25 protein-coding genes are annotated in these 23,016 nt (G+C 48.5%); 13 read left to right on the top strand and 12 right to left on the bottom strand.

Going from position 1 to position 23,016, the window contains the following annotated elements; translation table 11 throughout:
* Positions 1 to 3 precede the first annotated feature (3 nt).
* The 4 genes from ACI0FF_RS16640 to ACI0FF_RS16625 all read left to right on the top strand — a co-directional run bounded on the left by ACI0FF_RS16640 (position 4) and on the right by ACI0FF_RS16625 (position 2,028).
* The gene (locus tag ACI0FF_RS16640) at positions 4 to 450 is read left to right on the top strand and encodes a GNAT family N-acetyltransferase (protein ID WP_419797882.1); all 447 of its coding nucleotides are present in this window, start codon (positions 4 to 6) and stop codon (positions 448 to 450) included.
* Positions 451 to 571: 121 nt separating this feature from the next.
* The gene (locus ACI0FF_RS16635) at positions 572 to 844 is read left to right on the top strand and encodes a hypothetical protein (protein WP_419797881.1); all 273 of its coding nucleotides are present in this window, start codon (positions 572 to 574) and stop codon (positions 842 to 844) included.
* An 80-nt stretch (positions 845 to 924) separates the two neighbouring features.
* Positions 925 to 1,464, top strand: coding sequence for a hypothetical protein (locus tag ACI0FF_RS16630; RefSeq protein ID WP_419797880.1), 540 nt, complete (start codon positions 925 to 927; stop codon positions 1,462 to 1,464).
* 12 nt (positions 1,465 to 1,476) lie between these two features.
* A complete protein-coding gene (locus ACI0FF_RS16625; RefSeq protein ID WP_419797879.1) occupies positions 1,477 to 2,028 on the top strand; it encodes a GNAT family N-acetyltransferase in 552 nt (183 codons plus the stop codon).
* On the opposite strand, the gene ACI0FF_RS16620 is transcribed toward ACI0FF_RS16625, so the two are convergent.
* Genes ACI0FF_RS16620 through ACI0FF_RS16610 form a run of 3 tightly spaced genes read right to left on the bottom strand, consistent with a single transcriptional unit; the run spans position 2,009 to position 5,087 of the window.
* Positions 2,009 to 3,286, bottom strand: a complete 1,278-nt coding sequence (locus ACI0FF_RS16620) for a cation:proton antiporter (RefSeq protein WP_419797878.1) — start codon at positions 3,284 to 3,286, stop codon at positions 2,009 to 2,011. The two genes, ACI0FF_RS16625 and ACI0FF_RS16620, sit on opposite strands and share 20 nt — an antisense overlap.
* 3 nt (positions 3,287 to 3,289) lie before the next feature.
* On the bottom strand, positions 3,290 to 4,126 hold the full coding sequence (locus ACI0FF_RS16615) for a mechanosensitive ion channel family protein (protein ID WP_419797877.1): 837 nt from the start codon (positions 4,124 to 4,126) through the stop codon (positions 3,290 to 3,292).
* Between the two features lies 1 nt (position 4,127).
* The gene (locus ACI0FF_RS16610) at positions 4,128 to 5,087 is read right to left on the bottom strand and encodes a CorA family divalent cation transporter (RefSeq protein WP_419797876.1); all 960 of its coding nucleotides are present in this window, start codon (positions 5,085 to 5,087) and stop codon (positions 4,128 to 4,130) included.
* A 208-nt stretch (positions 5,088 to 5,295) separates the two neighbouring features.
* Between ACI0FF_RS16610 and queC the strand changes: the two genes are divergently transcribed.
* The 4 genes from queC to ACI0FF_RS16590 all read left to right on the top strand — a co-directional run bounded on the left by queC (position 5,296) and on the right by ACI0FF_RS16590 (position 9,282).
* On the top strand, positions 5,296 to 6,003 hold the full coding sequence (gene queC / locus ACI0FF_RS16605) for a 7-cyano-7-deazaguanine synthase QueC (RefSeq protein ID WP_419797875.1): 708 nt from the start codon (positions 5,296 to 5,298) through the stop codon (positions 6,001 to 6,003).
* 6 nt (positions 6,004 to 6,009) lie between these two features.
* Positions 6,010 to 6,366 carry a 6-pyruvoyl trahydropterin synthase family protein gene (locus ACI0FF_RS16600; RefSeq protein ID WP_188663105.1) on the top strand — a complete coding sequence of 119 codons (357 nt, stop codon included), beginning with the start codon at positions 6,010 to 6,012 and terminating at the stop codon, positions 6,364 to 6,366.
* Positions 6,363 to 7,076 (top strand): 7-carboxy-7-deazaguanine synthase QueE, encoded by a 714-nt coding sequence (queE, locus tag ACI0FF_RS16595; RefSeq protein ID WP_419797874.1) that lies wholly within the window; start codon positions 6,363 to 6,365, stop codon positions 7,074 to 7,076. Before ACI0FF_RS16600 ends, queE begins: the two co-directional genes overlap by 4 nt.
* A gap of 160 nt (positions 7,077 to 7,236) precedes the next feature.
* Complete coding sequence (locus tag ACI0FF_RS16590; protein ID WP_419799717.1) at positions 7,237 to 9,282, top strand: YgiQ family radical SAM protein; 2,046 nt, start codon at positions 7,237 to 7,239, stop codon at positions 9,280 to 9,282.
* Here ACI0FF_RS16590 and ACI0FF_RS16585 read toward each other — a convergent pair.
* Complete coding sequence (locus tag ACI0FF_RS16585) at positions 9,279 to 9,659, bottom strand: hypothetical protein (protein ID WP_419797873.1); 381 nt, start codon at positions 9,657 to 9,659, stop codon at positions 9,279 to 9,281. The genes ACI0FF_RS16590 and ACI0FF_RS16585 overlap by 4 nt on opposite strands.
* A gap of 12 nt (positions 9,660 to 9,671) precedes the next feature.
* Positions 9,672 to 10,100, bottom strand: coding sequence for a MaoC family dehydratase (locus ACI0FF_RS16580; protein ID WP_419797872.1), 429 nt, complete (start codon positions 10,098 to 10,100; stop codon positions 9,672 to 9,674).
* Between the two features lie 124 nt (positions 10,101 to 10,224).
* On the opposite strand from ACI0FF_RS16580, the gene ACI0FF_RS16575 reads away from it, so the two are divergent.
* A complete protein-coding gene (locus tag ACI0FF_RS16575; RefSeq protein WP_419797871.1) occupies positions 10,225 to 11,262 on the top strand; it encodes a M23 family metallopeptidase in 1,038 nt (345 codons plus the stop codon).
* Positions 11,263 to 11,338: 76 nt separating this feature from the next.
* Entirely contained in the window at positions 11,339 to 11,692 is a 354-nt protein-coding gene (locus tag ACI0FF_RS16570) for a carboxymuconolactone decarboxylase family protein (RefSeq protein ID WP_419797870.1), read from the top strand.
* A 52-nt stretch (positions 11,693 to 11,744) separates the two neighbouring features.
* On the opposite strand, the gene ACI0FF_RS16565 is transcribed toward ACI0FF_RS16570, so the two are convergent.
* The 6 genes from ACI0FF_RS16565 to ACI0FF_RS16540 all read right to left on the bottom strand — a co-directional run bounded on the left by ACI0FF_RS16565 (position 11,745) and on the right by ACI0FF_RS16540 (position 19,472).
* Positions 11,745 to 13,046, bottom strand: a complete 1,302-nt coding sequence (locus ACI0FF_RS16565; protein ID WP_419797869.1) for a M16 family metallopeptidase — start codon at positions 13,044 to 13,046, stop codon at positions 11,745 to 11,747.
* Complete coding sequence (locus ACI0FF_RS16560; RefSeq protein WP_419797868.1) at positions 13,043 to 14,398, bottom strand: M16 family metallopeptidase; 1,356 nt, start codon at positions 14,396 to 14,398, stop codon at positions 13,043 to 13,045. The genes ACI0FF_RS16565 and ACI0FF_RS16560 overlap by 4 nt, the downstream gene beginning before the upstream one ends.
* A 108-nt stretch (positions 14,399 to 14,506) precedes the next feature.
* On the bottom strand, positions 14,507 to 15,082 hold the full coding sequence (locus tag ACI0FF_RS16555) for a DUF3035 domain-containing protein (protein ID WP_419797867.1): 576 nt from the start codon (positions 15,080 to 15,082) through the stop codon (positions 14,507 to 14,509).
* A 24-nt stretch (positions 15,083 to 15,106) separates the two neighbouring features.
* Entirely contained in the window at positions 15,107 to 15,616 is a 510-nt protein-coding gene (lspA, locus tag ACI0FF_RS16550) for a signal peptidase II (protein WP_419797866.1), read from the bottom strand.
* A gap of 97 nt (positions 15,617 to 15,713) precedes the next feature.
* Positions 15,714 to 18,503 (bottom strand): isoleucine--tRNA ligase, encoded by a 2,790-nt coding sequence (gene ileS / locus ACI0FF_RS16545; protein WP_419797865.1) that lies wholly within the window; start codon positions 18,501 to 18,503, stop codon positions 15,714 to 15,716.
* Between the two features lie 18 nt (positions 18,504 to 18,521).
* Positions 18,522 to 19,472 (bottom strand): bifunctional riboflavin kinase/FAD synthetase, encoded by a 951-nt coding sequence (locus ACI0FF_RS16540; RefSeq protein WP_419797864.1) that lies wholly within the window; start codon positions 19,470 to 19,472, stop codon positions 18,522 to 18,524.
* A gap of 118 nt (positions 19,473 to 19,590) precedes the next feature.
* On the opposite strand from ACI0FF_RS16540, the gene ACI0FF_RS16535 reads away from it, so the two are divergent.
* The 3 genes from ACI0FF_RS16535 to folE all read left to right on the top strand — a co-directional run bounded on the left by ACI0FF_RS16535 (position 19,591) and on the right by folE (position 22,824).
* A complete protein-coding gene (locus ACI0FF_RS16535) occupies positions 19,591 to 20,769 on the top strand; it encodes a pyridoxal-phosphate-dependent aminotransferase family protein (protein WP_419797863.1) in 1,179 nt (392 codons plus the stop codon).
* 59 nt (positions 20,770 to 20,828) lie between these two features.
* Positions 20,829 to 22,064 (top strand): phosphoglycerate dehydrogenase, encoded by a 1,236-nt coding sequence (gene serA, locus ACI0FF_RS16530; RefSeq protein ID WP_419797862.1) that lies wholly within the window; start codon positions 20,829 to 20,831, stop codon positions 22,062 to 22,064.
* A 130-nt stretch (positions 22,065 to 22,194) separates the two neighbouring features.
* Positions 22,195 to 22,824, top strand: a complete 630-nt coding sequence (gene folE, locus ACI0FF_RS16525) for a GTP cyclohydrolase I FolE (RefSeq protein WP_419797861.1) — start codon at positions 22,195 to 22,197, stop codon at positions 22,822 to 22,824.
* A 40-nt stretch (positions 22,825 to 22,864) separates the two neighbouring features.
* Here folE and ACI0FF_RS16520 read toward each other — a convergent pair whose 3' ends face one another.
* Positions 22,865 to 22,993, bottom strand: coding sequence for a hypothetical protein (locus tag ACI0FF_RS16520; RefSeq protein ID WP_419797860.1), 129 nt, complete (start codon positions 22,991 to 22,993; stop codon positions 22,865 to 22,867).
* Positions 22,994 to 23,016 lie beyond the last annotated feature (23 nt).

The following is a 23,016-nucleotide window of genomic DNA, read 5'->3' as shown; positions in this document are numbered from 1 at the left end:
ACCATGGTAACTGTTTTTCGACGTGCCTGGTTGTCGGACCTCGATGCTTTGCAGATCATTGAAGAAAAATGTTTTTTGAGTGATCGTCTGTCGCGTCGCCAATTGCGTTATCATTTGCGCGGTGTCCGCAATGCCGTCTTTGTCGCCTGTATGGATGAACAGGTCGTGGGTTATGCTTTATGTCTTTGTCCGCCCAATGATCGACCTGCCCGGCTTCATTCACTGGCGGTTTTACCGCTTTATCGCGGGAAAGGTTTAGCCAGTCGTTTGATTGAGAAGGTTGTGCTTGACGTGGCGCAAAAAGGCTATGGGCGTTTGCGTTTGGAAGTACGCAAAAACGACCCGGACACGGTTGCGCTTTATCAAAAGTTTGGGTTTCTTAAGATCGATGATCTACCTGTTTACTATGGCGACGGTGCAGATGCATGGCGTTTGCAGCGAAGTTTATAAAGACTTTATTAATTCGAAAAAAATGAATTTAAACATAAATATTATTCGCTTTTCAAATGTGTGGTTCCAGCCCTATATGAGATTACAGCCCAACTGGTGGGCTTGTTAAATGGAGAAAAAAATGAAGACTGGTTTGTCTGTTCTGGCCCTTGGCGTTGCAATGATCTTTGGGGCTGTTCATGCGCATGCAGCAGATTTAATCAACGAAGACGACATGTCCTACACTGTCATTGTGGACGGTGACATGGAAGTGCCGGTCGAGGCAAAATCAGAACTGCAAGGTTTTTGTGATGCATGCAGCGTCCAATTATCCGGTTCTGAGCAAGAGCCGATTTCAGTCAACGAAGCTTCCACTGTGATTATCAGTGAAGGCAAACTGGTTGTCGAAAACTAATATCGGTTTGCGGCAACCTTTGTGAAAAGTGAGCGGCGTCAAAAATCGCCGTTCACACCCACAAATCAACAGGTGTCGAAATGTCATCGATCGTGAAAACAAATAAACTTACACAGGCTCTTGGTGATTGCATTCGCAGCAATCCCAAATTCAAAGCGGGCCAAAGCTACGCTGATTTATCTATATGGACGCGCTTGTGTGCCCGTCTCAGCGATAGTGAAATTTTCAGTATGTTACCGATTGCCCTTCGCAACGTTTGGGCGGATGAAGAAATTCACGCCTTGTTGCAAGAACGCGGTGCCCTTGGCACTGGTCGGTTCAATGTACAAAGTCTGGCGGCGACTTTGGTATGTTTCCGTCGCACAGAAACCCAAAACAGCGAAGTTCGTGTCTTGCAAAGCCAACTGGCGCATTTGTCACATGAATTCAACAGTCTGTCTTTTAGCGTCTTTGATATTCTGAAGCGTCTAGACCGGCTGGAAGCGGAAAATGTCACCCTGAAACATGCTTTGAATATCGATGGGTTGCCCCATCATGCTCCGGCATGTTTGCCTAAAACGGAACAACAACAGATGTCTATTCGTTCCGACCAAGATGCTGTCACTAAATATGTTCTATAAGGAAAGAAAGAAATGAACAAGATCGTTCATATCCAGTATCAAAATGCAACAACCGATGATTTGGCCGATTTACTGCTGCTGGAGGACTTGTGCTTTGGCAAGAAAAAAGCCTATCGCAAGTTATTGAAACGATATTTCCTGTCTCAGATTGCTCATTGTATTGTAGCGAAGCTGAACGACCAACCGGTCGGTTATGTGTTAACGGTGTTTACGCCGAACATGAAAACGGCCTCGATTAACGCCCTGTGTGTTCATCCGCGTTTGCGTATGCAAGGGATTGGTGAAAGCTTGTTAAATTGGGCCGAGATCGAAGCCCTGCAATCGGGTGCGACACAAATTGGGGCCGAAGTACAATTTGATAATGATGCGATGACACACTTGTTGGCACAAAGCGGTTTTGATGAATGCAGCGATGTTTTGGTCATGATCCCGGAACATTCCGATGGGACCAAGATGCGCAAACGTTTGATGAATGGTGTTTATGACCTGCGTCATCCCGTAGCCAGTGAAGAAATTGAATTGTCAGCCCTGAACGCGGATCATTTCAATATTTTGTCTCGCTAGCGGACGGTGAAGGAGGGGGGAGAATTTCCCCCTCTTTTGCTTTTTGGGCAGCGTATTGACGTTCACGTTCAATCAAAGCCTGACGTTCATCCAAGGGCTTCAGATATTTTTTGCAGATTTTTTTACATAAAATAATCCATCCTGGACTGACCAGCAGGGTACAGGCAATGATCAGGGTAATCAGTTGGTTTCCATAAGATGTAATCACGCCGCTTTTGAAGCCAAGTTCCCCCAAGACGAAACTGAACTCCCCAATTTGTGCGAGCAAAGCCCCACCATAGAGGCTTTCTTCCCATGTGCGTTTGAATAACTTCAAGATTAAAGTGTTTAAGACGGTATTGAGCAAAAGGGCAAGGAAAGCTAGGCCAAGGACTGTCCCGGCGTTGTCCATAAAAAAGGTGAGATCAACCAGCAAACCGATGGATACGAAAAAGAGGGCGATAAAAATCACCTTGAATCCCATGAGGCTGCGTTCTACCCAGTTTGTATCGCGTGTGGCATGGATTAACATCCCCCCGACGAAGGCGCCCAAGGCGGTGGACAGGTCGAATAAACCGGAAATAAGGGCCAATCCAAAACAGATAAACAGGGCACTGAGGACCTGAAGTTCGTGATTTCGTCGGATCAAGTCTCCAAAGGGCAGGTTGATTTTTTTACGTGTCACAATATAGACGGCAAAACCAACCAGTAAAACGGCACCAGTTCCTTGCAGCAACAAGTGGCTTTTGCCGCCTTCGCTTGTTCCGGCAAGATATCCGATAATCAGAACCATCGGGACAACGGCAACATCCTGTGCCAGCAAAATCGCCAGAACATCCTGCCCGGTTTTAGATTGCAGTTCGCCCCAATCTTCCAGCAGTTTTAAGATAACAGCCGTACTGCTGAGGGCAACAACGAAGCCTAACAGGATACTGCGGTTTAAAGGCCATCCGAAAAGCTTGCCAATCCCGACAACGATTAAAACAGTGAGGGAGATTTGAACAAGTGTCCCCAAACCGGCCAGCCAGAGGTTGGATTTGATTTTGGTTGGGGAAACTTCCATACCGATGAAGAAAAGCAAGAGCACCACACCGACTGCCCCCATACGTGCCAGCATGTCTGGGTCACTGATCAGGGCAAATCCTGCGGGACCAATAGTAATGCCCGTGATCAGATAAGCAATAATTACGGGTTGTTTAATCAATACGCCAACTAACGATATCCCCAGCAGAAAAAGCAGGATCGTTAAAAAGAGGGGAAGGGCGGGGTCCATATGCATTGTTTAACCTGCCTTTCGGGCATACCAGTTGGCAATTTCTGTGCTGGCCATTGTTTTTATTTTGTTTTCAATCTGGCTTGCTTCGGCAACCGGGACGAAACAGATAAACGTCAACCGGATGTGGGTGTCGTCCAAAAAACTGATCCTGCTGTCAATGAAGGCATCGGAAAGCGGAATATCGGCGCGCTTTTCAATCAGGGCTTTGTATCGTTTAGCAACTTCAGCATATTGTTCTGTTTCCTCTGTCAGGATGTCCAATAATTTATCCCGGATCGGGCCGAGGGGAATCTCAGGATGCAGAACGATATTGAAGCTATGATATGTATAACGCTTGTTGAACCGTTCATTCTTGACGGTCGTGGATAAAAACAAGCTGTTAGGGACAAGAATGGTACGCCCGCTATATTCATATTTTTTATGACCGTGACCCAACTCTTCCAAGGATGTTGTCATAATATTTTGATCGACAACTTCACCGCGTAAATCCCCAATTTCGATCCAGTCACCGACACGTATTAAACCACTGGTCGATTTTAGAATATAGCCACTGACACATAGGATAAGTTCTTTGGTGGCTAAAATGATTGCCACGGCAAAGGCGGTTAAGGACAAGGCAAAGGTGCGCAAGGCCGGCGCCCAAATGAAAATGAGCGCGATCAAGACAATCAGGAATAAGCCGTTTTTAATATTGGACTTGATCCGCCGTCGATCTTCCACTTCCATTTTTGAACGGCTGTTCAGCCAGCTGTTGGAGACAAAACGAACCGCCAGCATTGCGCCCATAAAGATGAGGGACGCGATGGTTTGATTACCTGATAATTGTTCGATCAGATCAAACATGTCAAATCCACTTCAATTTCTTAAGGGTAAGATAGACGCCAAGCCCCATCCCCAATGAAATCAGGCATAGGATCCAGAACCCATTGGGGCTTTCGGCAAACGGCATACCACCGACATTGGCCCCCATCAGGCCAGCAAACAGACTGAGAGGCAACATCAGGGTCGCGACAATGGTCAGGCGATACATAGAGTTGTTCATTTCTTCAGTTTGGGCGCTTTTAATCTCTTCTTGCAAGACGGTTGTGCGTTGGCGCAAATGGTCGAGTTCACCAACTTGAGTACTTAGTTTTTCTGCAAGGTTTTTAAGTTGGGTACGTTCGCGTTTTTTGAGCCATTTGCTATCAGCTTCGCACAGGCGGTGCAAGATATTGGCCTGAGGCTGTAAATGTTTTTGAAACCCCAGCAAGCTACGTCGAACCGGGGATAGGTCGTCCTGTAACCCGTCCAAATTATCGCTCAGGGACTGTTCTTCCATTTTTGAAATTTGATCGGCGATATCTTCAATTTCATTGCCAATTAATTCAATCATCAAGGAAATCAGACGGGCAAGAAGACCGCTTTGATTTGGAAAAGGTTGTTTTTTATCTATTTGGTTTTTTAAGGTGACCACCGATACCAAATCGCGGGTGTGAAAGGTCAACAGGGCATGTGGGGTGACGAGAATGCGCAAATTGACCATATCTTCCGGGCAATCTGTTTCGCGCAGATTGACACCACGTACAGAAAGATAAATATCATCCTCGCTTAGTTCCAGTCGCGGACGTAGACTGTTATTGAACAGGGCTTCGGATGTCGCACTGTCAATTTCAACAAGTTCTTTGAGAAGAAAAGGGCAGGCTTCATCTTGCGGATCCAGATTGACCCAAAGGAATCCATCCTGCAAGGGGGCCTTTGTCAGGTTCTCAAGTTCTATCGGCTGATGGTCACCGCCGGGGCGGATATGGTAAGCAAATTGCGACATGGGCCGACCTCGGATATTTTTGCGCGAAAACAATCTCTTATGAATCTATCTGCTTTGAAAGGCAATTCAACAGATATTTCGAAAAATGCCTTGTCTATATCCTTCCTTGAAATTTGCGGTGGAGTATGAAATAAAGCGCCCTCATTTCGTGTGAGCAATGGTGCTCATCCCGGTCGCAGCCTACCCGGAGAAAACAAGGATAACTGAAATGAAATCAATTGTGATTTGTTCAGGCGGTCTCGATTCCGTCACGCTTGCCTATAAAATGGCAGCAGAAAGTGACCTGAAACGCCTGATCTCTTTCGATTATGGTCAGCGCCATAAGAAAGAAACCGCCTATGCCGCCTTATGTGCGCAAAAACTGGGTGTTGCCCATGATATCGTTGATATCACCACCATCGGGGCCTTGTTAACAGGGTCTGCCTTAACCGATGATGTGGCTGTCCCTGACGGTCATTATGCCGAAGAAACCATGCGCAGTACCGTTGTACCCAACCGGAATGCCATTATGTTGACGATTGCCTTTGGCGCTGCGGCGGCACAAAATTGTGATTGTGTTGCAACAGCCGTTCATGGTGGGGATCATTTTATCTACCCTGATTGTCGCCCCGGTTTTATCGACAGCTTCAATGCCATGCAGGCACAAGCCTTGGAAGGGTATGCAAATGTGCAGCTTTATGCTCCGTTTGTGCATATTCCAAAGGATGGGATTGTGAGTGAGGGCGTCAAGTTGAATGTGCCTTACGAAGATACATGGTCCTGTTATAAAGGGGGCGAGGTACATTGCGGGCGTTGCGGTACCTGTGTGGAACGGCGCGAAGCCTTCCATCTTGCGGGTGTTGAAGACCCGACCGAATACGCCGATCCCGATTTTTGGATCAAGGCACGTGCAGATTATCAGGCAAACAAGGCGTAAAAGAGTATGTTTACCATTTCCAAACAGTTTCATTTTTCTGCCTCCCACCAATTACATGGTTTGGCAGCGGATCATCCCTGTTCGCGTCTGCATGGGCATAACTATATTTGCGAAGTCGTTTTACAATCTGACACATTAAACAGTGTGGGCTTTGTACGCGATTATCGTGAACTGTCCGATTTGAAAAATTATATTGATGACGAACTGGATCACCGCCATCTAAACGACGTTCTGGGGGAGAATAACACGACCGCAGAATTGATGGCGAAACATCTTTATGACTGGTCGCATGCGCGCTGGTCGGAAGTCGTCGCCGTTCGCATCAGTGAAACACCAAAAACATGGGCGGAGTACCGACCATGAACAAAAAGCTGAATATCTGTGAGATTTTCGGCCCGACCATTCAAGGCGAAGGCGCCATGATGGGGCGCCCGACCCTGTTTGTGCGCACAGGCGGATGTGACTATCGGTGCAGTTGGTGCGATACCATGTATGCGGTTGATCCCAAACATAGTGATCAATGGCAGAAAATGACAACCGAAGAAGTCATGATGGAAATTGAACGCTTAAGTGACAACACACCGATGCATGTGACCTTGTCCGGTGGCAATCCAGCCATGCAATCGTTGGAAGACCTGATTGATTTGGGCCATTCCAAGGGTTACCAATTTGCGATGGAAACTCAGGGCAGTCTGGTGCGAGACTGGTTTAAAAAACTGGATCAACTGACATTCAGCCCCAAAGGTCCATCAGCCGGGGTAAAAACCGATTGGGATGTTTTGGATGCCTGTGTCGATCTTGTCGAGCCATACAAACAAGCGAGTATGAAGGTCGTGATCTTTAATGATGCGGATTATGACTTTGCCCAAAAGGTGCAAAACCGCTACCCGCAATTACCGCTTTATCTGCAAGCTGGCAACCATATGGTCGATAGTGATGCACCAGCCGATATCCCCGGTGTACTGGATCGTCTGCGTTGGTTGGCGGAAAAAGTTGCCAATGATCGTTGGCAATCAGCCTGTGTTTTGCCCCAGCTTCATGTGCTTGCATGGGGAAATATGCGCGGCGCGTGAGACTTTTTTAACACCCTCCTCTTGAAAACCGAGGGAATTAGTCGGATTTATCTGGAAGTCTGGAACCATTCGCGTTAGAAGACTGCGAATTCCCTTACCCGTGAACAAAAGCGTTTGAACCATGCCCGATACACCTGTTCGTGAAACACCAAAAGAGCTGATGAGCTATCGCAAATACTGGGCGCACCGTTTTGGTACGGCCCCGTTTTTGCCGATGTCGCGCGAAGAAATGGATCTTTTGGGCTGGGACAGTTGCGACATTATTCTGGTGACCGGGGATGCCTATATCGATCATCCCAGTTTTGGCATGGCGGTCATTGGGCGCACGTTGGAGGCACAGGGCTTTCGTGTCGGTATTATCGCGCAGCCCGATTGGCAGGGACCGGACCCGTTTAAGGTTTTGGGTAAACCGAACCTGTTTTTTGGGGTGACCGCGGGCAATATGGATAGTCTGGTCAACCGTTATACGGCAGACCGTCGTATTCGGTCCAATGACAGCTATACCCCCAATGATGAAGGCGGCAAGCGCCCAGACCGGGCGGTGATTGTTTATTCCCAACGGGTGCGCGAAGCTTATAAAAAAGTTCCGATTGTGATTGGTGGGATTGAGGCTTCTTTACGCCGTATCGCCCATTTTGATTACTGGTCGGACAAGGTGCGCCGTTCTGTTCTGGTCGATAGCAAAGCTGATATCCTGTTGTATGGGAATGCGGAACGGGCCTTGATTGAAGTTGCCCATCGTATTGCTAAAGGGGATGATCCGAAAACCATGTTTGATGTGCGCGGTTGTGCCTTGATGCGCGATGCGTCCATGATGGCGGACTGGCAGGAAATAGATATGACATCCATCGATGATACGGCCCCGCGTGATAAGCATGAAAATGAAAAAATCGTTGTGCGCATCCCGTCTTTTGAAACGGTGCGTGATGATCAGGAAGTCTATGCGCAGGCCTCGCGCGTGTTGCATGTGGAAAGCAATCCCAATAATGCCCGTCCGATTGTGCAGGCACATGGTGAACGCGATGTCTGGATTACGCCGCCGCCTTTGCCCTTAAGTACCAAGGAAATGGATTGGGTCTTTGGTCAACCCTACGCCCGCAGTCCGCACCCTGTGTATGGGGACGCACGTATTCCGGCGTGGGAGATGATCAAATTTTCCGTCAATATTATGCGTGGCTGTTTTGGGGGGTGCTCGTTCTGTTCGATTACTGAACATGAAGGGCGCATTATTCAAAACCGTAGCCATGAATCGATTTTGCAGGAAATCGAGGATATGCGCGACAAGATGCCTGATTTTAAAGGGCAGGTTTCCGATCTGGGCGGTCCGACGGCCAATATGTACCGCTTGGCCTGTAAAGATGATGACATTCAGGCAAGCTGTCGTCGGTTATCCTGTGTCTATCCCAGTATCTGTAAAAACCTTGACACCAACCATGACAGTCTGACGGAACTTTACCAAAAAGCGCGGGATCTGCGCGGGGTGAAGAAAATCGCCATTCAATCGGGCTTGCGTTATGATCTGGCGGTGAAAAGCCCGTCCTACGTCAAGGAACTGGTTACCCATCATGTCGGCGGTTATCTGAAAATTGCCCCGGAACATACCGAAGATGCCCCGCTGTCCAAAATGATGAAACCGGGGATCGGGTCTTATGACAAATTCAAACAGATGTTTGATGTGGCGGCGAAAAAGGCAGGCAAAGAACTGTATCTTATCCCTTACTTTATTGCCGCCCACCCCGGTTGTTCAGATGAAGATATGATGCATTTGGCCTTGTGGTTGAAACGCAATGGGTATCGTGCCGATCAGGTACAGGCCTTTACACCGACACCGATGTCATTATCAACAGCGATGTATTATTCTGAACGCAACCCCATGAAACCGGTGCGCCGCGAAGGGGGTGAGCGGGTCTATACAGCCAAGGGGTTGAAGCAACGGCGCTTGCATAAGGCGTTCTTGCGCTACCACGATGCGGAAAACTGGCCCTTGCTGCGCGAAGCCTTGAAAAATATGGGGCGTGCGGATTTGATCGGGAACGGTAAAAAACATCTTGTCCCCAGCTGGCAACCCAAAGGTACGGGTAATAAAGGCGGGGAAGGTGTACGCACCGGGCGAAAACACAAAACGCAAAAATTTATGACAACGCACAGCGGTAAAGGGCGGCGTAATGAACCGCTTCGCAGCAAAGGAAATCGGGTGAAGCCTTAACGCAAGTCGCGTCCGCAGCCTTTTAACGTTTCATGCTCGGACTGAATGGTCACGCTGAATTTAAATTCTTCACCGCTCATACTGTCATGACAGGGGCCAAGGCCTTTGGTGACGGTATAATCCTGTGTGTAATAAGACAGGCCATTGACGACATAGGGCTGTTCGGTACGGTTTTTATCATACCCTGTCAGCAAGACCATTTTGCCGGCAGACAGTTCCACAATCCACGGTGGTTCGTTGCCGATACCACGAAATTCAACACCGTTTTGCGCAGCTTTGACCCACGGATTTACCGTCTGGTTTTCCGCTGCGGTGGGGCCGTCGCACGCGATTAGCGTGAAACAGACCCCGACCAAAAATGAAAAACGAGATTTCATCAAACAGGCCAATTAACCGCGATCTGGGACCATGATGGTGGCATCGCCTGTGATAACGGCGGTGTCCCCAACGGTACAGACGGTTTCAAATTTGATCATTTTCTTGGCATCGTCTTTTTCAAGGGCTGTGACGCGGGCAACGACCGTATCGCCAATTTTAACAGGGGCCTTGAATTTCAGGTTTTGTGCAATGTAAATACAGCCCGGGCCAGGCAGTTTAGTGCCGAAAACAGCTGAAATAAAGCCGGAGCTGAGCATCCCATGCGCGATTCGGGCTTTAAACATGGTTTGCGAGGCAAATTCTTCGTTCAGATGAACCGGGTTGGTATCGCCGGAAACGCCTGCATAAGCCATAATGTCGGCTTCTGTAACTGTTTTAGAGAAAACATCGGTCATGCCGACATCGATTTCATCGTATGAGTAGCCGTAAAGTTCTTCCATGGTTTCCAATCCCTATATTTGATTTATAACTTGTGCGCTGCACTATATACGGAACTAAAAAAGCCCTAAAGTGAAAATTCCCTCTTTTCTTCATTGAAAAGAATGTTTCATAATGCGAACCATCATGTCAGCCAGAAAAATTTACATATTCTTTAGCACATTTTTATTTTTAATCGGTCCGCTTTATGCGGAAGAAATCAAGCCGCCTGCCAAGATGATTCTGCCGGTGGAATGCGAGATCGGCTGGAATTGCTGGATTGCAAATTACGTGGATCATGATCGCGAGGAAACGGTCAAGGATTATGCCTGTGGGGGACAATCCTACAACGGGCACAAGGGCACGGATTTCATGATCCGTAATTTCCGTGATATGCAAGGCGGGGTGATCGTACGGTCCGCGCTGGATGGTGTGGTTGTCGGTATTCGTGATCGTATGAAAGACATTGATTTTCGCAAATTACCGAAAGAACAAATCGCAAATAAAGAATGTGGAAACGGGGTTCGTATTGATCATGGCGAGGGCTGGTTCACCCAATATTGTCATATGCGTAAAAATAGTGTGCGGGTAAAAAAAGGCGATAGGGTGAAACAGGGCGATATCCTCGGCTTTGTTGGGAATTCGGGCCGTGCGATGTTCCCGCATTTACATTTCAAAGTGGAATATAGCGGCCTCAAGTCGGGAAAGCGTCGCGGTGCCGTGGTTGATCCGTTTGTCGGGGTTGCGCGCAAGGATGCCTGTCGCGCAGGGGATGAGGCCCTATGGTCGAAAAATATAATGGATACGATGCCTTATCGTCCTGTTGATATATTTGATATGGGATTTTCCGCCTCTCAACCGAAATATGATGGACTGGTAGAAGGGCTTTATGATGATGAAACCTTGTCTGTGCGTTCACCTCAATTGTTTTTATGGGGACGTTTCCTGCATGTGAAAAAAGGCGACCGCCTGACCTATGTGATCAAGGGGCCAGGGGGGGAGGAAATCCTGAATTACAGTAATGTGATTGAAAAGGATCAGTCTTATCGTACGTTACATGCGGGTGTCCGCCGTCCTGCCCTTTATTGGGAAGAAGGAACCTATTATGGTTATATCAAGCTGGTTCGGGCAGATGAAAATGGTGGACGGATCTATGAATCCGAAGTCGTTATTTCATTGAGATAATGATCTTGTCGTTGATTTTCTGAAATAATCATAATATTAGTATAATCTAAAATTAAAACGGATGGAGTTATAGATCATGGGTAAAAATTATCCCGAAATCGCCAAGGATTTGACCGGCGCGATTAAAACATTGCGTACAGCGATTCCGGATACGATGAGCGCGTTCACACAACTGGCTGAAACAGCAAGTGCGGATAGCGTTCTCGACCCGAAAACCAAAGAATTGCTGGCGATTGCCATTGCTATTACGACGCGTTGTGATGGTTGTATTGCCTTTCACGTCAAGGCTGCCTTGCGTCATGGGGCAACCCGTGAAGAAGTGGCTGAAACCGTCGGGATGGCGGTTTATATGGGGGGCGGCCCGTCCATGATCTATGGCGCACAAACATTGGAAGCGTACGACCAGTTTGTCGAAAAATATCAGAAGTAAGATTGTTGGTTTGAAAAAGCCCGCTGTTCTTTATGGACAGCGGGCTTTTTTGTTAAAGACCTTCGGGTTGACCGACAACAACGGCTTTTAATTTGTCCGGTGTCAGAAGGGTCTTTGCAACCCGGTTGACATCTTCAGGGGTGACGGCTTCCACCTGTTTATTGCGTTGTTCCAGAAAATCGATGGGCAGTTTGTCCATTTGCATCCCTAGAAGAATCGCTGCAATATTGTCACTGGAATTAAACCGCAGGGCAAAAGAGCCAGTTAAAAATGTTTTGGCATTCTGTACTTCTTCTGCGCTAACACCTTGTGTGGCGGCCTTTGTCCATTCGGCGCGCACAACGTCCAATGTTTCTTTCACCCGCGCATTTTGTGTGCCTGCCCCGACAATCCACAGATTTGCATGCTGATAATCTGCCAGATAGCTGTAGACAGAATAAACCAAGCCGCGCTTTTCGCGGACTTCTTCGGTCAGGCGAGACGAAAAGCCACCGCCGCCTAAAATGTAATTCAGGACATAAGCAGGGTAGAAATTTTGGTCATGACGTTCAACGCCTTCCTGAACAAAGAGAATGCTACTTTGGGGGACAGGTTTTTGAATGACGCTCAGTTCATTATCCAGATGCAGAACCGCATTAGAAACCGGGCGGGTTACTGTCTTTTCAGGTAAGGAAGAAAAGGTTTTATCCAGCAGTTTTTCTAATTCAGGGGCCGTGATATCACCGGAAACCCCGATTTTTAAATCACGCAGGCTGAGGCGGGTTTGTATAAAGTCATGTAAGTCGGCTTGTGTTATGTTTTGCACCCCCTCAATGGTTCCCTTTGATCCCCGCGCATAGGGATGATCGGCAAAAATAGACTTATATAAGGTCAGGGCCGCAATGGTATTGGGGTCTTCTTCGCGTTGGCGTAGTTCTGCCAGAATTTGGGAACGGATACGTTCAACTGCCTCTTTCTCAAAACGCGGGGCAAGCAAGGCTTGATTTAACATGTCAAGAGCGGGTTCCAGATTTTCCCGCAAGGTCAGGACATGACCGCCAAAACGATCCATGCTGGCTTCAAACCGCAAGGTGATGGACAGATCATTTAATCGGGCCTGAAAACTTTGTGAATTCCACTCTCCTGCCCCTTCATCCATTGTTGCAGAAGCCAGACGAGCCAATCCTTCTTTTCCAACAGGGTCTTGTGCTGCGCCCCCTTCAAAACCAAAATGCAGGGAAACAATAGGGTTGGTATGATCTTCGATCAACCAGGCTTCAATGCCATTTTGTGACACAACTTTCTGGACGGGGGCCAAGGCATAGGCGGGCAAGCTCAGCAAGATTGTAACGGCAAGGAAAATAAATCGGATCATTGTTTCTCTTCCTTCTCAGCAGCCATCAGAATGCCGGTTACGGTGTATTTATTTTCCAACACGCTACGCAAAGCACGATTGACGTCATCGCGTGAGATGGATTTGATATCGTCGGGCCAGTTCTCGGTTTTGTCGGTTGTCATTCCGATGGCGAGGGAGGAACCAAGTACCTGCGCGCCTGTCCCCAGATTGTCACGGGCAAACACCGCATCGTTGATGAGGGATTTTTGGGCCCGCAGGACTTCATCCTGTGCAACACCTTTTTCAATCAGGAGGTCGATTTCTTTAATCAGGGCTTCTTCCAGTTTGTCGAGGGAAACCCCCTGCTGTGGGCTGGCCCAGAAGGTCAGTTCGGACACATCCAGACGGTTGGGTGAATAGGACATACCGGCAGAGACCGCGATTTTTTGATCCACGACCAAGGATTGATAAAGGCGGCTTGTGGCAGAACCACTTATGATATGCTCGAGGATTTGCAAGGCATAAGGTGCCTTTGTATCTGTTTCATCATCACCATAACTGGGGGCAAGGTAACTGCGTTGCAGGCTGGATTGACGCACACGCGGGTCTTTTTTGATTACACGGCGATCTGCATGAGCAGGCGGTTCGCTGGGGCGTTGGCGGATGATGTCAGGGCCACGTGGGATAACACCATAATATTTTTCAGCCAGAGGGCGGAGCTCTTCCATGGTGACATCGCCTTCAACGACCAAAATAGCATTATTGGGTGCATACCACTGTTTGTAAAAAAACCTTAAGTCCGCAAGGCTAAGGTTCTCAATCTCGTGGGCCCAACCGATGACAGGAATACGGTAGGGGTGGTTCATATACTGAACGGTATCAATTTGTTCGCGTAATTGTGCACCGGGGTCGTTATCGGTACGTTGGCGGCGCTCTTCTAAAATGACCAGACGTTCTGGTTCTATCACTTCTTTGGTCAGGGTCAGGTGTGTCATACGATCAGCTTCCATTTTCATAACCAATTCGAGGCGATCTTTGGCCACAGTTTGAAAATAGGCGGTATAATCATACGAGGTAAAGGCGTTGTCGCGCCCGCCGTTTTTGGCAACGATTCTTGAAAATTCACCTGCGGGGATGCTAGGGGTTCCCTTAAACATCAGATGTTCAAAAAAATGGGCGATGCCAGACTTTCCGGCCGGTTCATCTGCCGAGCCGACGCGATACCAAACCATATGTTTTACGACCGGTACACGGGTATTGGGGATCAGGACCACCTGCATCCCGTTTTCCAGTGTAAAGGTTTGCGGATTAAAAACATGGGCCTGTAGTGGAAAGGAAACAAGCAGGCCGATTAATGCAGCAATAAGAAAACGCACGTTTACCTCAAACATTCAATAGGGCACCACCCGTTTTAAACGGATGGCGATTACGAAACCAATCGAGTCTTTAAGGATTTAGCCTGAAACCTTGTTCAAACAAGGGCAAATTTATCGCAATATTTATTTAAATAAGCCTTCAAGGATGGCTTGATCTTTACGTTCGATTACAACCGCGTCCTGACCATCGACAACTTTACCCAAGGCTTGTGCCTCACGAATACGTTGGGCCTCTTTGGCAGCGTCCACTTTGGTTCCGAAGGCTTCTTTATTTTTCCAGAACATAATCTTGTCTGTAAAATGTTTTGTTTCTTCGACAAAGGCACTGGTTTCGCGGTCAATCGTCTGGCGGATGGTTGGATCGACCCCGGCGGCACCGGTTTGTTGCAATAAAGATTCCAGACCCGGTGTCATATTGGCATAACCGTTTTCGTTGGTACGCGGTATATTTACATCACGACCCGTTAAAGCACGCTGGGCCTTGACGGCTTCATCTTCAGCTTGCGGGCGGTCTGCCCCCGGTTTTGGTGGTTTAAGAGAATAATCCGGTGGCAAGCTTAGCGGTGCGCGTGAGTAAACGGCAAATTCATCCGGCGCCGTTTTTTCCAGACCCATCATTTTTTTAGCATCACCGCAGGCACTCAGGCTCGCGACTGCAATTGCTAAAACCATCATATTTTTTAAGTTGAGTACTGACATTTTCATCGCCGTTTTACTGTCCAACTATTCACACTCATCTGTTTTAGATGAATCTGTCTTGCTAAACAAGCTATCTAAAATCAAAAATGTTGCTCCGCAGGTAATGCCGATGTCTGCAACATTGAAGGCAGGCCAGTGATAGCCTGCCATATGAAAATCGAGAAAGTCGGCAACCGCGCCCCAATGCAGGCGATCAATGCCGTTTCCTAGGGCGCCGCCGATGATGGCCCCGCAAGGTAAGGCAAAGCGAATCCGTTTCTCGCGCACCATCCAAATAGTCAAACCGATTGCCGCGCTAAAGGCCATAGCAGCTAAAACATAAACCTTAACTGAGGAGTCCCAACCGAACATACCGAAACTGACGCCCCGATTCCACGCCATAACGATATTAAAAAAAGAGGTCACTTCGATAACATGGGGACGGACCATGACATCATAGACAATGACGAATTTGCTCCATTGATCAATGCATAGAACAATCAATGAGATTAAAAGACCCGCAAGATAGGGCTTGGTTTGGAAAATTCGGTTCATGTCATCCTGTCACGACCGCGCATGCGGACAAAATCTGATCGATTGCATAAAAGTGGCCTTGATGTCGTTCAACATACAAGGCCACGTAATATGAATTTTAGGCAATAGCGTCTTCGCAACGTTTGCAAATGCCGCCTTCTTCGCTGACTTCCGGCAGGATTTGCCAGCAACGCTCGCATTTGCCGCCGTCGGCTTCTTTAAAGATAACGCCGATCCCTTTGATATCTTCCATGATGAAGGCACCATCCGGCACATTGCCTTCATGCAATTGTGCCGCCGAGGTAATAGAGAGTTCGGCAAGGTCGATCCCGTTCATGGCCTCGACATACTCTGTCGGGGCGTAAACATCCGGGGCGGCTTGTAAAGAAGCACCGATGACTTTTTCTTTACGTTTTAGTTCCAATGCACCTGTAACAACTTTGCGCAAATCACGAACTTTTGCCCATTTGGCGGCCAAGGCGTCGTCTTGCCAATTAGCGGGGATTTCCGGGAATTGACGCAGGTGAACGCTGTCGGCATTTTCGCCATAACGACTGGTCCAGGCTTCTTCCGTGGTAAAGACCATGAAGGGCGCAAACCACGCGCTTAATGTATTGAACAGAATGTCCAGAACCGTTCGGGCGGCGCGGCGGCGGATACTGTTTGCCCCATCGCAATAAACGGCATCTTTGCGGATGTCAAAATAGAAGGCGGATAATTCAACCGCACAGAAGTGATGCAATTCGGCAAATGCTTTGTGGAAGACGAAATCGTTACAGGCCTTGCGCAACTGTTTATCCAACGTGAACAAACGATGCAGAACCCAGCGTTCCAGTTCCGGCATTTCTTCAATGGGTAGTTTTTCCGCGTCGCTGAAACCATCCAGGTTGCCGAGTAAATAACGCAGTGTATTGCGCAGGCGACGATAAACGTCCGATTGCTGCTTGATGATTTCCGGGCCGATGCGTAAATCATCCGCCGTATCGGCCGAAACCACCCATAGGCGGAGAATGTCGGCGCCGTACTGATTGTTGACATCTTGCGGAGAGGTCACATTGCCCAAGGATTTGGACATTTTGTAGCCTTTTTCGTCCAGTACGAAACCATGTGTGAGAACAGCGTCATAGGGCGCACGGCCCCGCGTTCCACAAGATTCCAGCAAGGATGAATGGAACCAGCCCCGGTGTTGGTCAGACCCTTCAAGATAAAGTGAGGCCGGCCAGGTTAAATCGTCGCGGTCTTCCAGAACAAAGGCGTGTGTCGAACCCGAATCGAACCAGACGTCGAGAATATCGGTGACTTGTTCAAAATCATCCGCACTATATTCATTGCCGAGGAATTCTTGCGGGTCGCGTGAATACCATGCGTCTGCGCCTTCTTCTTCGAAAGCTTTAATGATACGGTCAACAACATTTTGGTCACGCAGCGGTTCACCCGTTTTCTTATCAACAAAGACGGTGATCGGCACGCCCCATGCGCGTTGACGCGAGACACACCAGTCGGGACGATCCTTGATCATACCACCCAAGCGATTGCGACCTGCCGCAGGAACAAAACGGGTTTCATCAATGGCTTTTAAGGCCTTTTCGCGCAAGCCGTTGGTCTCCATCGAGATAAACCATTGCGGGGTGTTGCGGAAAATCAGTTTTGCCTTGGATCGCCACGAACAGGGATAACTGTGCGTGATTTTGCCGGAAGCCAGCAGTGAACCAACTTCGGTCAGTTGCTCCAGTACATGCGGGGCGACTTTATAAACATGTTCACCGGCAAAAATCGGCACATGGTCATAATAACATCCATCCGGTCCGACCGTATCGGGCACGGCAATGCCATATTGCATGGAGACTTCCCAGTCTTCCTGACCGTGACCGGGGGCCGTGTGAACGAACCCTGTTCCGGCTTCGGTTGTGACATGATCACCGGCGATACAAGGCACGTCGAAATCATAGTCGCGACCACGCCAAGGGTGCGAACAGATGGTGCCTTCCAGTTCTTTTCCTTTGAACTGGGCAATTTGTTTGAAGTCCGCAACTTTGGCTTCGCCCATAACTTCGCCAGCCAAGGCATCAGCCAGACAGATTTTTTCCCCAACACGGGCGAGGGAGCCATCATGAACATCAATGACTTCATAAACAGCATAGTCGATATCGTTGCCGTATGAAATCGCCCGGTTACCCGGCATGGTCCATGGGGTTGTTGTCCAGATGACGATTGTGGCGTCTTTTATTACGTCCAGTTTGGTTTCTTCAACCTTGAAGCGGACGTGGATTGTTGTCGATTCGTGATCGAAATATTCCACTTCGGCTTCGGCCAAGGCTGTTTTTTCCACAGGTGACCACATGACCGGTTTTGCCCCTTTATAAAGGCTACCGTTCATTAAAAAGCGACAAAGTTCTTTGGCAATGATGGCTTCGGCGCGGTTGGTCATGGTCAGATAAGGATCTTCCCAATTACCGACAAGGCCAAGGCGCTTGAATTCGTCACGTTGGATGTCGATCCACCCTTTGGCAAACTGGCGGCATTCTTCGCGGAATTCCAGAACAGGAACCTGGTCCTTGTCTTTCTTTTTCTTGCGATATTTTTCTTCGATCTTCCATTCGATCGGCAGGCCATGGCAATCCCAGCCCGGTACGTAATTGGCGTTTTTGCCCATCATTTGTTGGGAACGCACAATGATGTCTTTTAAAATCTTGTTCAACGCGTGACCGATATGCAGATGACCGTTGGCGTATGGCGGGCCATCGTGCAGCACGAAAGGTTCGCGGCCTTTGGCATCTTCGCGTAATTTTTCATAAAGACCAATCTCTTCCCACTTCGCCAGAATTTGCGGCTCTTTTTGGGCAAGGCCGGCACGCATCGGGAAGTCGGTTTTGGGAAGAAATACAGTTGATTTATAATCCACAGTCATGGTCTGCTCGCTTGAGATTTAAAAAGGTTCGGTCTTCTTTAATATGTCTTTGGCCTGGATGCAATCTTTTGCAATCTGTGCCTTAATTTCATCAAGGCCGGAGAATTTCTGTTCAGGACGAATAAATTCGACCAAGGCAACGCGCACATGCTTTCCATAAAGGTCACCGTCGAAGTCAAATAGATGGGCTTCTAACAGGATGTCGCGTTTATCAAATGTTGGTCGTTTGCCGATATTGGCAACGCCGTCATGCCAGACGGTATGGGTGCCATGATCTATACCGGCGCGGATGGCATAAACGCCCAAGGCCGGTGTTAGGTAATCATGTAATTCAATGTTGCAGGTCGGAAAGCCGATTGTGCGTCCGCGTTGATCGCCCTTGATCACACGACCTTCAATTTCGAAGGGACGGCCAAGTACATCCCAAGCTTGGCGGGGGCCGCCTGCAACTAAATAATCGCGTACACGGGTGGATGAATAGGCAACGCCGCCGCTGTCGCTGACGGGGTTCACACAGGTGAAACCATACCCGTGTTTTTGCCCTTCGTGAAGGAGCATATCCGGGTTGCCGCGCCGTTTGGCACCGAAATAAAAATTATAACCGCAGACCACATGACGGGCTTGTAATCCATCGACCAGCACGTCCTTAATGAAATCTTCTGCCGATTTTTGGGCAAAATCCATGTCGAATTGCAGGGTAACGAGATGATCGACATCCAGTTCTTCGATATGGCGGGTTTTAATGCGAAACGGGGTAATGCGAAACGGGTCCTGTTCAGGCATGAAAACCATGCGTGGGTGGGGTTCAAACGTCAAAACAACCCACGGAATCCGGTGTGCCTTGGCGATCCATCCGGCCTCGCCAATTACTTCCCTGTGCCCTAGGTGTACACCGTCAAAGTTACCGATGGCGACTGCGCCCCCTTTGACCTCGGGCGGCAAGTCCTCATAATGTCTGAATATCCGCATGGCGCGAAGGTAGCGAGATTGGGCACGGGGTCAAGTCTAAAATGGCGTTTTTCGTCTATTCATCGTGTGAAAATATGCATATGTTGGCCCAACCAGATCAGCAGATAGTGAGGCCGCTATGACAATCTCTTCATTTAACCCGCCGTTGCGCACCTTGATGGGGCCGGGGCCAAGCGATGTTCACCCGCGTGTTCTGGCGGCAATGGCGCGGCCCACGGTCGGGCATTTGGACCCGGATTTTATTGGGATGATGGACGAAGTTAAAAGCCTGTTACAATATGTGTTTCAAACAGATAATGCGCTGACGTTTCCGATTTCCGCACCGGGGTCTGCCGGAATGGAATGTTGTTTTGCCAATTTGGTGGAACCTGGGGACAAGGTGATCGTTTGCATAAACGGTGTGTTCGGCCTGCGCATGAAAGAAAATGTTGAAAGGTGTGGTGGCGTTGCGATTGTGGTGGAAGATGACTGGGGATGCCCGGTTGATGCCCATAAAGTCGAAGACGCACTGAAAGCTAACCCGGATACAAAAATTGTTGCTTTTGTTCAGGCGGAAACGTCTATCGGGGTGCATACCGACCCGCTGATTCTCTGTAAGCTCGCCACACGTTATGGAGCCTTAAGCATTGTGGATGCGGTCACCGCCCTTGCGGGTGTGCCTGTATTGGTCGATGACTGGGGGGCGGATGCGGTTTATGCAGGTACGCAAAAATGTTTGTCTTGCGTTCCCGGCTTGTCCCCTGTGACCTTCAGCGAACGAGCGTTGGATAAAATTCGCAACCGTACGGCAAAGGTACAAAGCTGGTTCCTCGATTTGAATTTGATTATGGGCTATTGGGGTGAGGGGGCAACACGGTCTTATCACCATACGGCCCCGGTTAATGCGCTTTATGCTTTACACGAATCTTTGGTGATGGTGCAGGAAGAAGGCTTGGAAAATGCATGGCATCGTCATGCGAAAATGCATTTGGGCCTGAAAGCCGGGCTGGAGGCAATGGGGTTAGAATTTATGGTCAATGAAATTGACCGTTTACCCCAGTTGAATGCGGTCAAGATTCCGGATGGAGTCGATGACGGGGCGTTGCGCAAACAGGCATTGGAACGCTATGGCCTTGAAATCGGGGCCGGATTGGGTGCTTTTGCCGGAAAGGTTTGGCGGGTTGGTCTGATGGGGCAAAGTGCAACACCACGCCATATTTTACTCTGTCTATCAACGCTGGAAACCTTGCTTTCACAGGCGAATGTGAAGATAGAAAGTGGAAAAGCAGTTGATGCAGCGCAAAAAATATTGTTTTAACGGGTCAGACCACTTAAAACTTAGCGCCTATATCACCCCCTTGAAACAGGAGAAGTCCGTTGAGCAATCTGTCTTTGGCCAAAGATAAAATTCGTATTCTGTTGCTGGAAGGCGTTCATGAGAATGCCGTTCGCGTTTTTGAAAATGCCGGTTACAGCAATATCGAGTTTCACAAAAAAGCTTTGGATGAAGAGGTCCTGAAGGAAAAAATTAAGGACGCTCACATCGTTGGTATTCGTTCGCGCACGCAATTGACCGAGGAAGTCATTGAAGAGGCGGAAAAACTGTTTTCGGTTGGGTGTTTCTGTATCGGCACCAATCAGGTTGACCTGCGTAGTGCGTTGTCCAAAGGGGTTCCGGTTTTTAACGCACCTTATTCCAATACCCGTTCCGTGGCGGAATTGGTCCTGGCAGAAGCGATTATGTTGATGCGCGGGATTCCGGCAAAAAATGCCAGTTGCCATGAAGGGGGCTGGATTAAATCTGCGGCTGGATCGTTTGAGGTTCGCGGCAAGACATTGGGGATCGTCGGGTATGGCCATATTGGCAGCCAATTGTCCATTTTGGCAGAAGCTCTTGGGTTTAAAGTGATTTATTTCGATATTGTCAATAAACTCCCCTTAGGGAATGCGACACCGGTTGAAACGCTGGATCAATTACTGCAAATGTCAGATATCGTCAGCCTGCATGTGCCCGATACACCGGAAACACGCAATATGATGGGGGCGCGTGAATTTGGTGAAATGAAAAAAGGGGCACATTTCATCAACGCAGCACGCGGTACTGTTGTTGATATTCCGGCTTTGGCAGATGCGTTGAAAAGTGAACATCTGGGCGGGGCAGCGGTGGATGTTTTCCCTGTTGAACCCAAAGGGGCCGATGATGAGTTCGTTTCTGAACTGCGCGGTTTATCCAACGTCATTCTGACCCCGCATATTGGCGGGTCTACACAGGAAGCTCAGGCCAATATCGGGACGGAAGTTGCCGAAAAATTGGTTAAATATTCCGATGATGGTTCAACCTTCGGGGCCGTGAACTTCATGGAAGTGTCCTTGCCGGTTAAAGGGTCGGGTACGCGTTTCATGCATATTCATGAAAACAAGCCGGGCGTGATGGCACGTATCGCCGAGATTATGAATGAACATGACTTCAATATTACCGGTCAATACCTGCAAACAGATGGTGAGTTCGGTTATGTTGTGGTGGATGTGGACGCCGATATTGTCGAAGGCCAAGGCGTGCGTCAGGCGTTGACCGATATTGCGGGAACCATTCGCTTGCGTTTCTTGCGTTAACATAGGACGGCGTTCAGTTTAGAACAATGCTAAAAAGAATAGTTGATTATTCTTGTCGGGTATTGTAATTCAAATGATATATTTCACACGATAAGCTCTACAGTGAATGTCCAGATGAAAGGAATGTCTCGTGAGCAACAAACCTGAATTGAACGTCATTGACGTAAAACCCAGCCGGGAAGAAGCTGAAGAGGCTGTCCGTACCTTGATTAAATGGGCGGGTGATGATCCGAGCCGTGAAGGACTGGTGGGCACACCGGACCGAGTGGTGCGATCCTATGAAGAATTTTTTGCCGGATATGGCCAAGACCCGGAAGAAATTTTGAAACGTACGTTTGAAGAAACGGATGGTTATGACGAAATGGTCATTTTGCGCGACATCCGTTTTGAATCCCATTGCGAACACCATATGGTGCCGATTTTGGGCAAGGCGCATATTGCCTATATGCCGAAAAAACGTGTTGTTGGCATTTCCAAACTCGCCCGCATTATCGAGGTCTATGCAAAACGTCTGCAAATTCAAGAAAAGATGACGGCACAAGTTGCCAACGTCATTCAGGAAGTGCTGGATCCATTGGGCGTGGCAGTTGTGATTGAAGCGCAACACCAATGTATGACCACCCGTGGTGTTTATAAACCGGGGGTAACGATGGTGACCTCGCGGATGTTGGGTGCGTTTAGAAACAATATTGCGACTCGCAAAGAGTTTTTGACGATGATCGGTAATCCGGCCAGTGGTCCATCGGTCAACAGCTTCTAAAAAATAAAAAGCCTCGCTTTGATGAAAAGCGAGGCTCAGGTTATTGACAAAGCCCTAAACTGTCATCCCCGACCCCGATCGGGGATCCATCTTCATTCAATGAGCGATATTTAACCTGTTGATTTTTAATGGATCCCGCATCAAGTGCGGGATGACGATTTTGGTCCATTATTTACGAAAAACACTTTGTCA

The organism is Terasakiella sp. 4MB5A (genome assembly GCF_050058155.1).
Classification (GTDB): domain Bacteria; phylum Pseudomonadota; class Alphaproteobacteria; order Rhodospirillales; family Terasakiellaceae; genus Terasakiella; species Terasakiella halodenitrificans.
Note: the sequence above shows the minus strand (reverse complement) of the source record. Positions and strands in the feature narration are given on the sequence as shown.

Bases quoted from the DNA above. Each gene is read 5' to 3' on its own strand.
- ACI0FF_RS16600 (WP_188663105.1), top strand. From the start codon at position 6,010: ATGTTTACCATTTCCAAACAGTTTCATTTTTCTGCCTCCCACCAATTA.
- ACI0FF_RS16575 (WP_419797871.1), top strand. From the start codon at position 10,225: ATGTCAGCCAGAAAAATTTACATATTCTTTAGCACATTTTTATTTTTA.
- ACI0FF_RS16590 (WP_419799717.1), top strand. From the start codon at position 7,237: ATGAGCTATCGCAAATACTGGGCGCACCGTTTTGGTACGGCCCCGTTT.
- ACI0FF_RS16585 (WP_419797873.1), bottom strand. From the start codon at position 9,659: ATGAAATCTCGTTTTTCATTTTTGGTCGGGGTCTGTTTCACGCTAATC.
- ileS (WP_419797865.1), bottom strand. From the start codon at position 18,503: ATGACTGTGGATTATAAATCAACTGTATTTCTTCCCAAAACCGACTTC.
- ACI0FF_RS16565 (WP_419797869.1), bottom strand. From the start codon at position 13,046: ATGATCCGATTTATTTTCCTTGCCGTTACAATCTTGCTGAGCTTGCCC.
- ACI0FF_RS16625 (WP_419797879.1), top strand. From the start codon at position 1,477: ATGAACAAGATCGTTCATATCCAGTATCAAAATGCAACAACCGATGAT.
- ACI0FF_RS16570 (WP_419797870.1), top strand. From the start codon at position 11,339: ATGGGTAAAAATTATCCCGAAATCGCCAAGGATTTGACCGGCGCGATT.
- ACI0FF_RS16640 (WP_419797882.1), top strand. From the start codon at position 4: ATGGTAACTGTTTTTCGACGTGCCTGGTTGTCGGACCTCGATGCTTTG.
- ACI0FF_RS16560 (WP_419797868.1), bottom strand. From the start codon at position 14,398: ATGTTTGAGGTAAACGTGCGTTTTCTTATTGCTGCATTAATCGGCCTG.
- ACI0FF_RS16610 (WP_419797876.1), bottom strand. From the start codon at position 5,087: ATGTCGCAATTTGCTTACCATATCCGCCCCGGCGGTGACCATCAGCCG.
- ACI0FF_RS16540 (WP_419797864.1), bottom strand. From the start codon at position 19,472: ATGCGGATATTCAGACATTATGAGGACTTGCCGCCCGAGGTCAAAGGG.
- ACI0FF_RS16580 (WP_419797872.1), bottom strand. From the start codon at position 10,100: ATGGAAGAACTTTACGGCTACTCATACGATGAAATCGATGTCGGCATG.
- ACI0FF_RS16520 (WP_419797860.1), bottom strand. From the start codon at position 22,993: ATGGACCAAAATCGTCATCCCGCACTTGATGCGGGATCCATTAAAAAT.
- ACI0FF_RS16620 (WP_419797878.1), bottom strand. From the start codon at position 3,286: ATGCATATGGACCCCGCCCTTCCCCTCTTTTTAACGATCCTGCTTTTT.
- ACI0FF_RS16535 (WP_419797863.1), top strand. From the start codon at position 19,591: ATGACAATCTCTTCATTTAACCCGCCGTTGCGCACCTTGATGGGGCCG.
- lspA (WP_419797866.1), bottom strand. From the start codon at position 15,616: ATGAACCGAATTTTCCAAACCAAGCCCTATCTTGCGGGTCTTTTAATC.
- queC (WP_419797875.1), top strand. From the start codon at position 5,296: ATGAAATCAATTGTGATTTGTTCAGGCGGTCTCGATTCCGTCACGCTT.
- ACI0FF_RS16615 (WP_419797877.1), bottom strand. From the start codon at position 4,126: ATGTTTGATCTGATCGAACAATTATCAGGTAATCAAACCATCGCGTCC.
- queE (WP_419797874.1), top strand. From the start codon at position 6,363: ATGAACAAAAAGCTGAATATCTGTGAGATTTTCGGCCCGACCATTCAA.
- ACI0FF_RS16555 (WP_419797867.1), bottom strand. From the start codon at position 15,082: ATGTCAGTACTCAACTTAAAAAATATGATGGTTTTAGCAATTGCAGTC.
- ACI0FF_RS16630 (WP_419797880.1), top strand. From the start codon at position 925: ATGTCATCGATCGTGAAAACAAATAAACTTACACAGGCTCTTGGTGAT.
- ACI0FF_RS16635 (WP_419797881.1), top strand. From the start codon at position 572: ATGAAGACTGGTTTGTCTGTTCTGGCCCTTGGCGTTGCAATGATCTTT.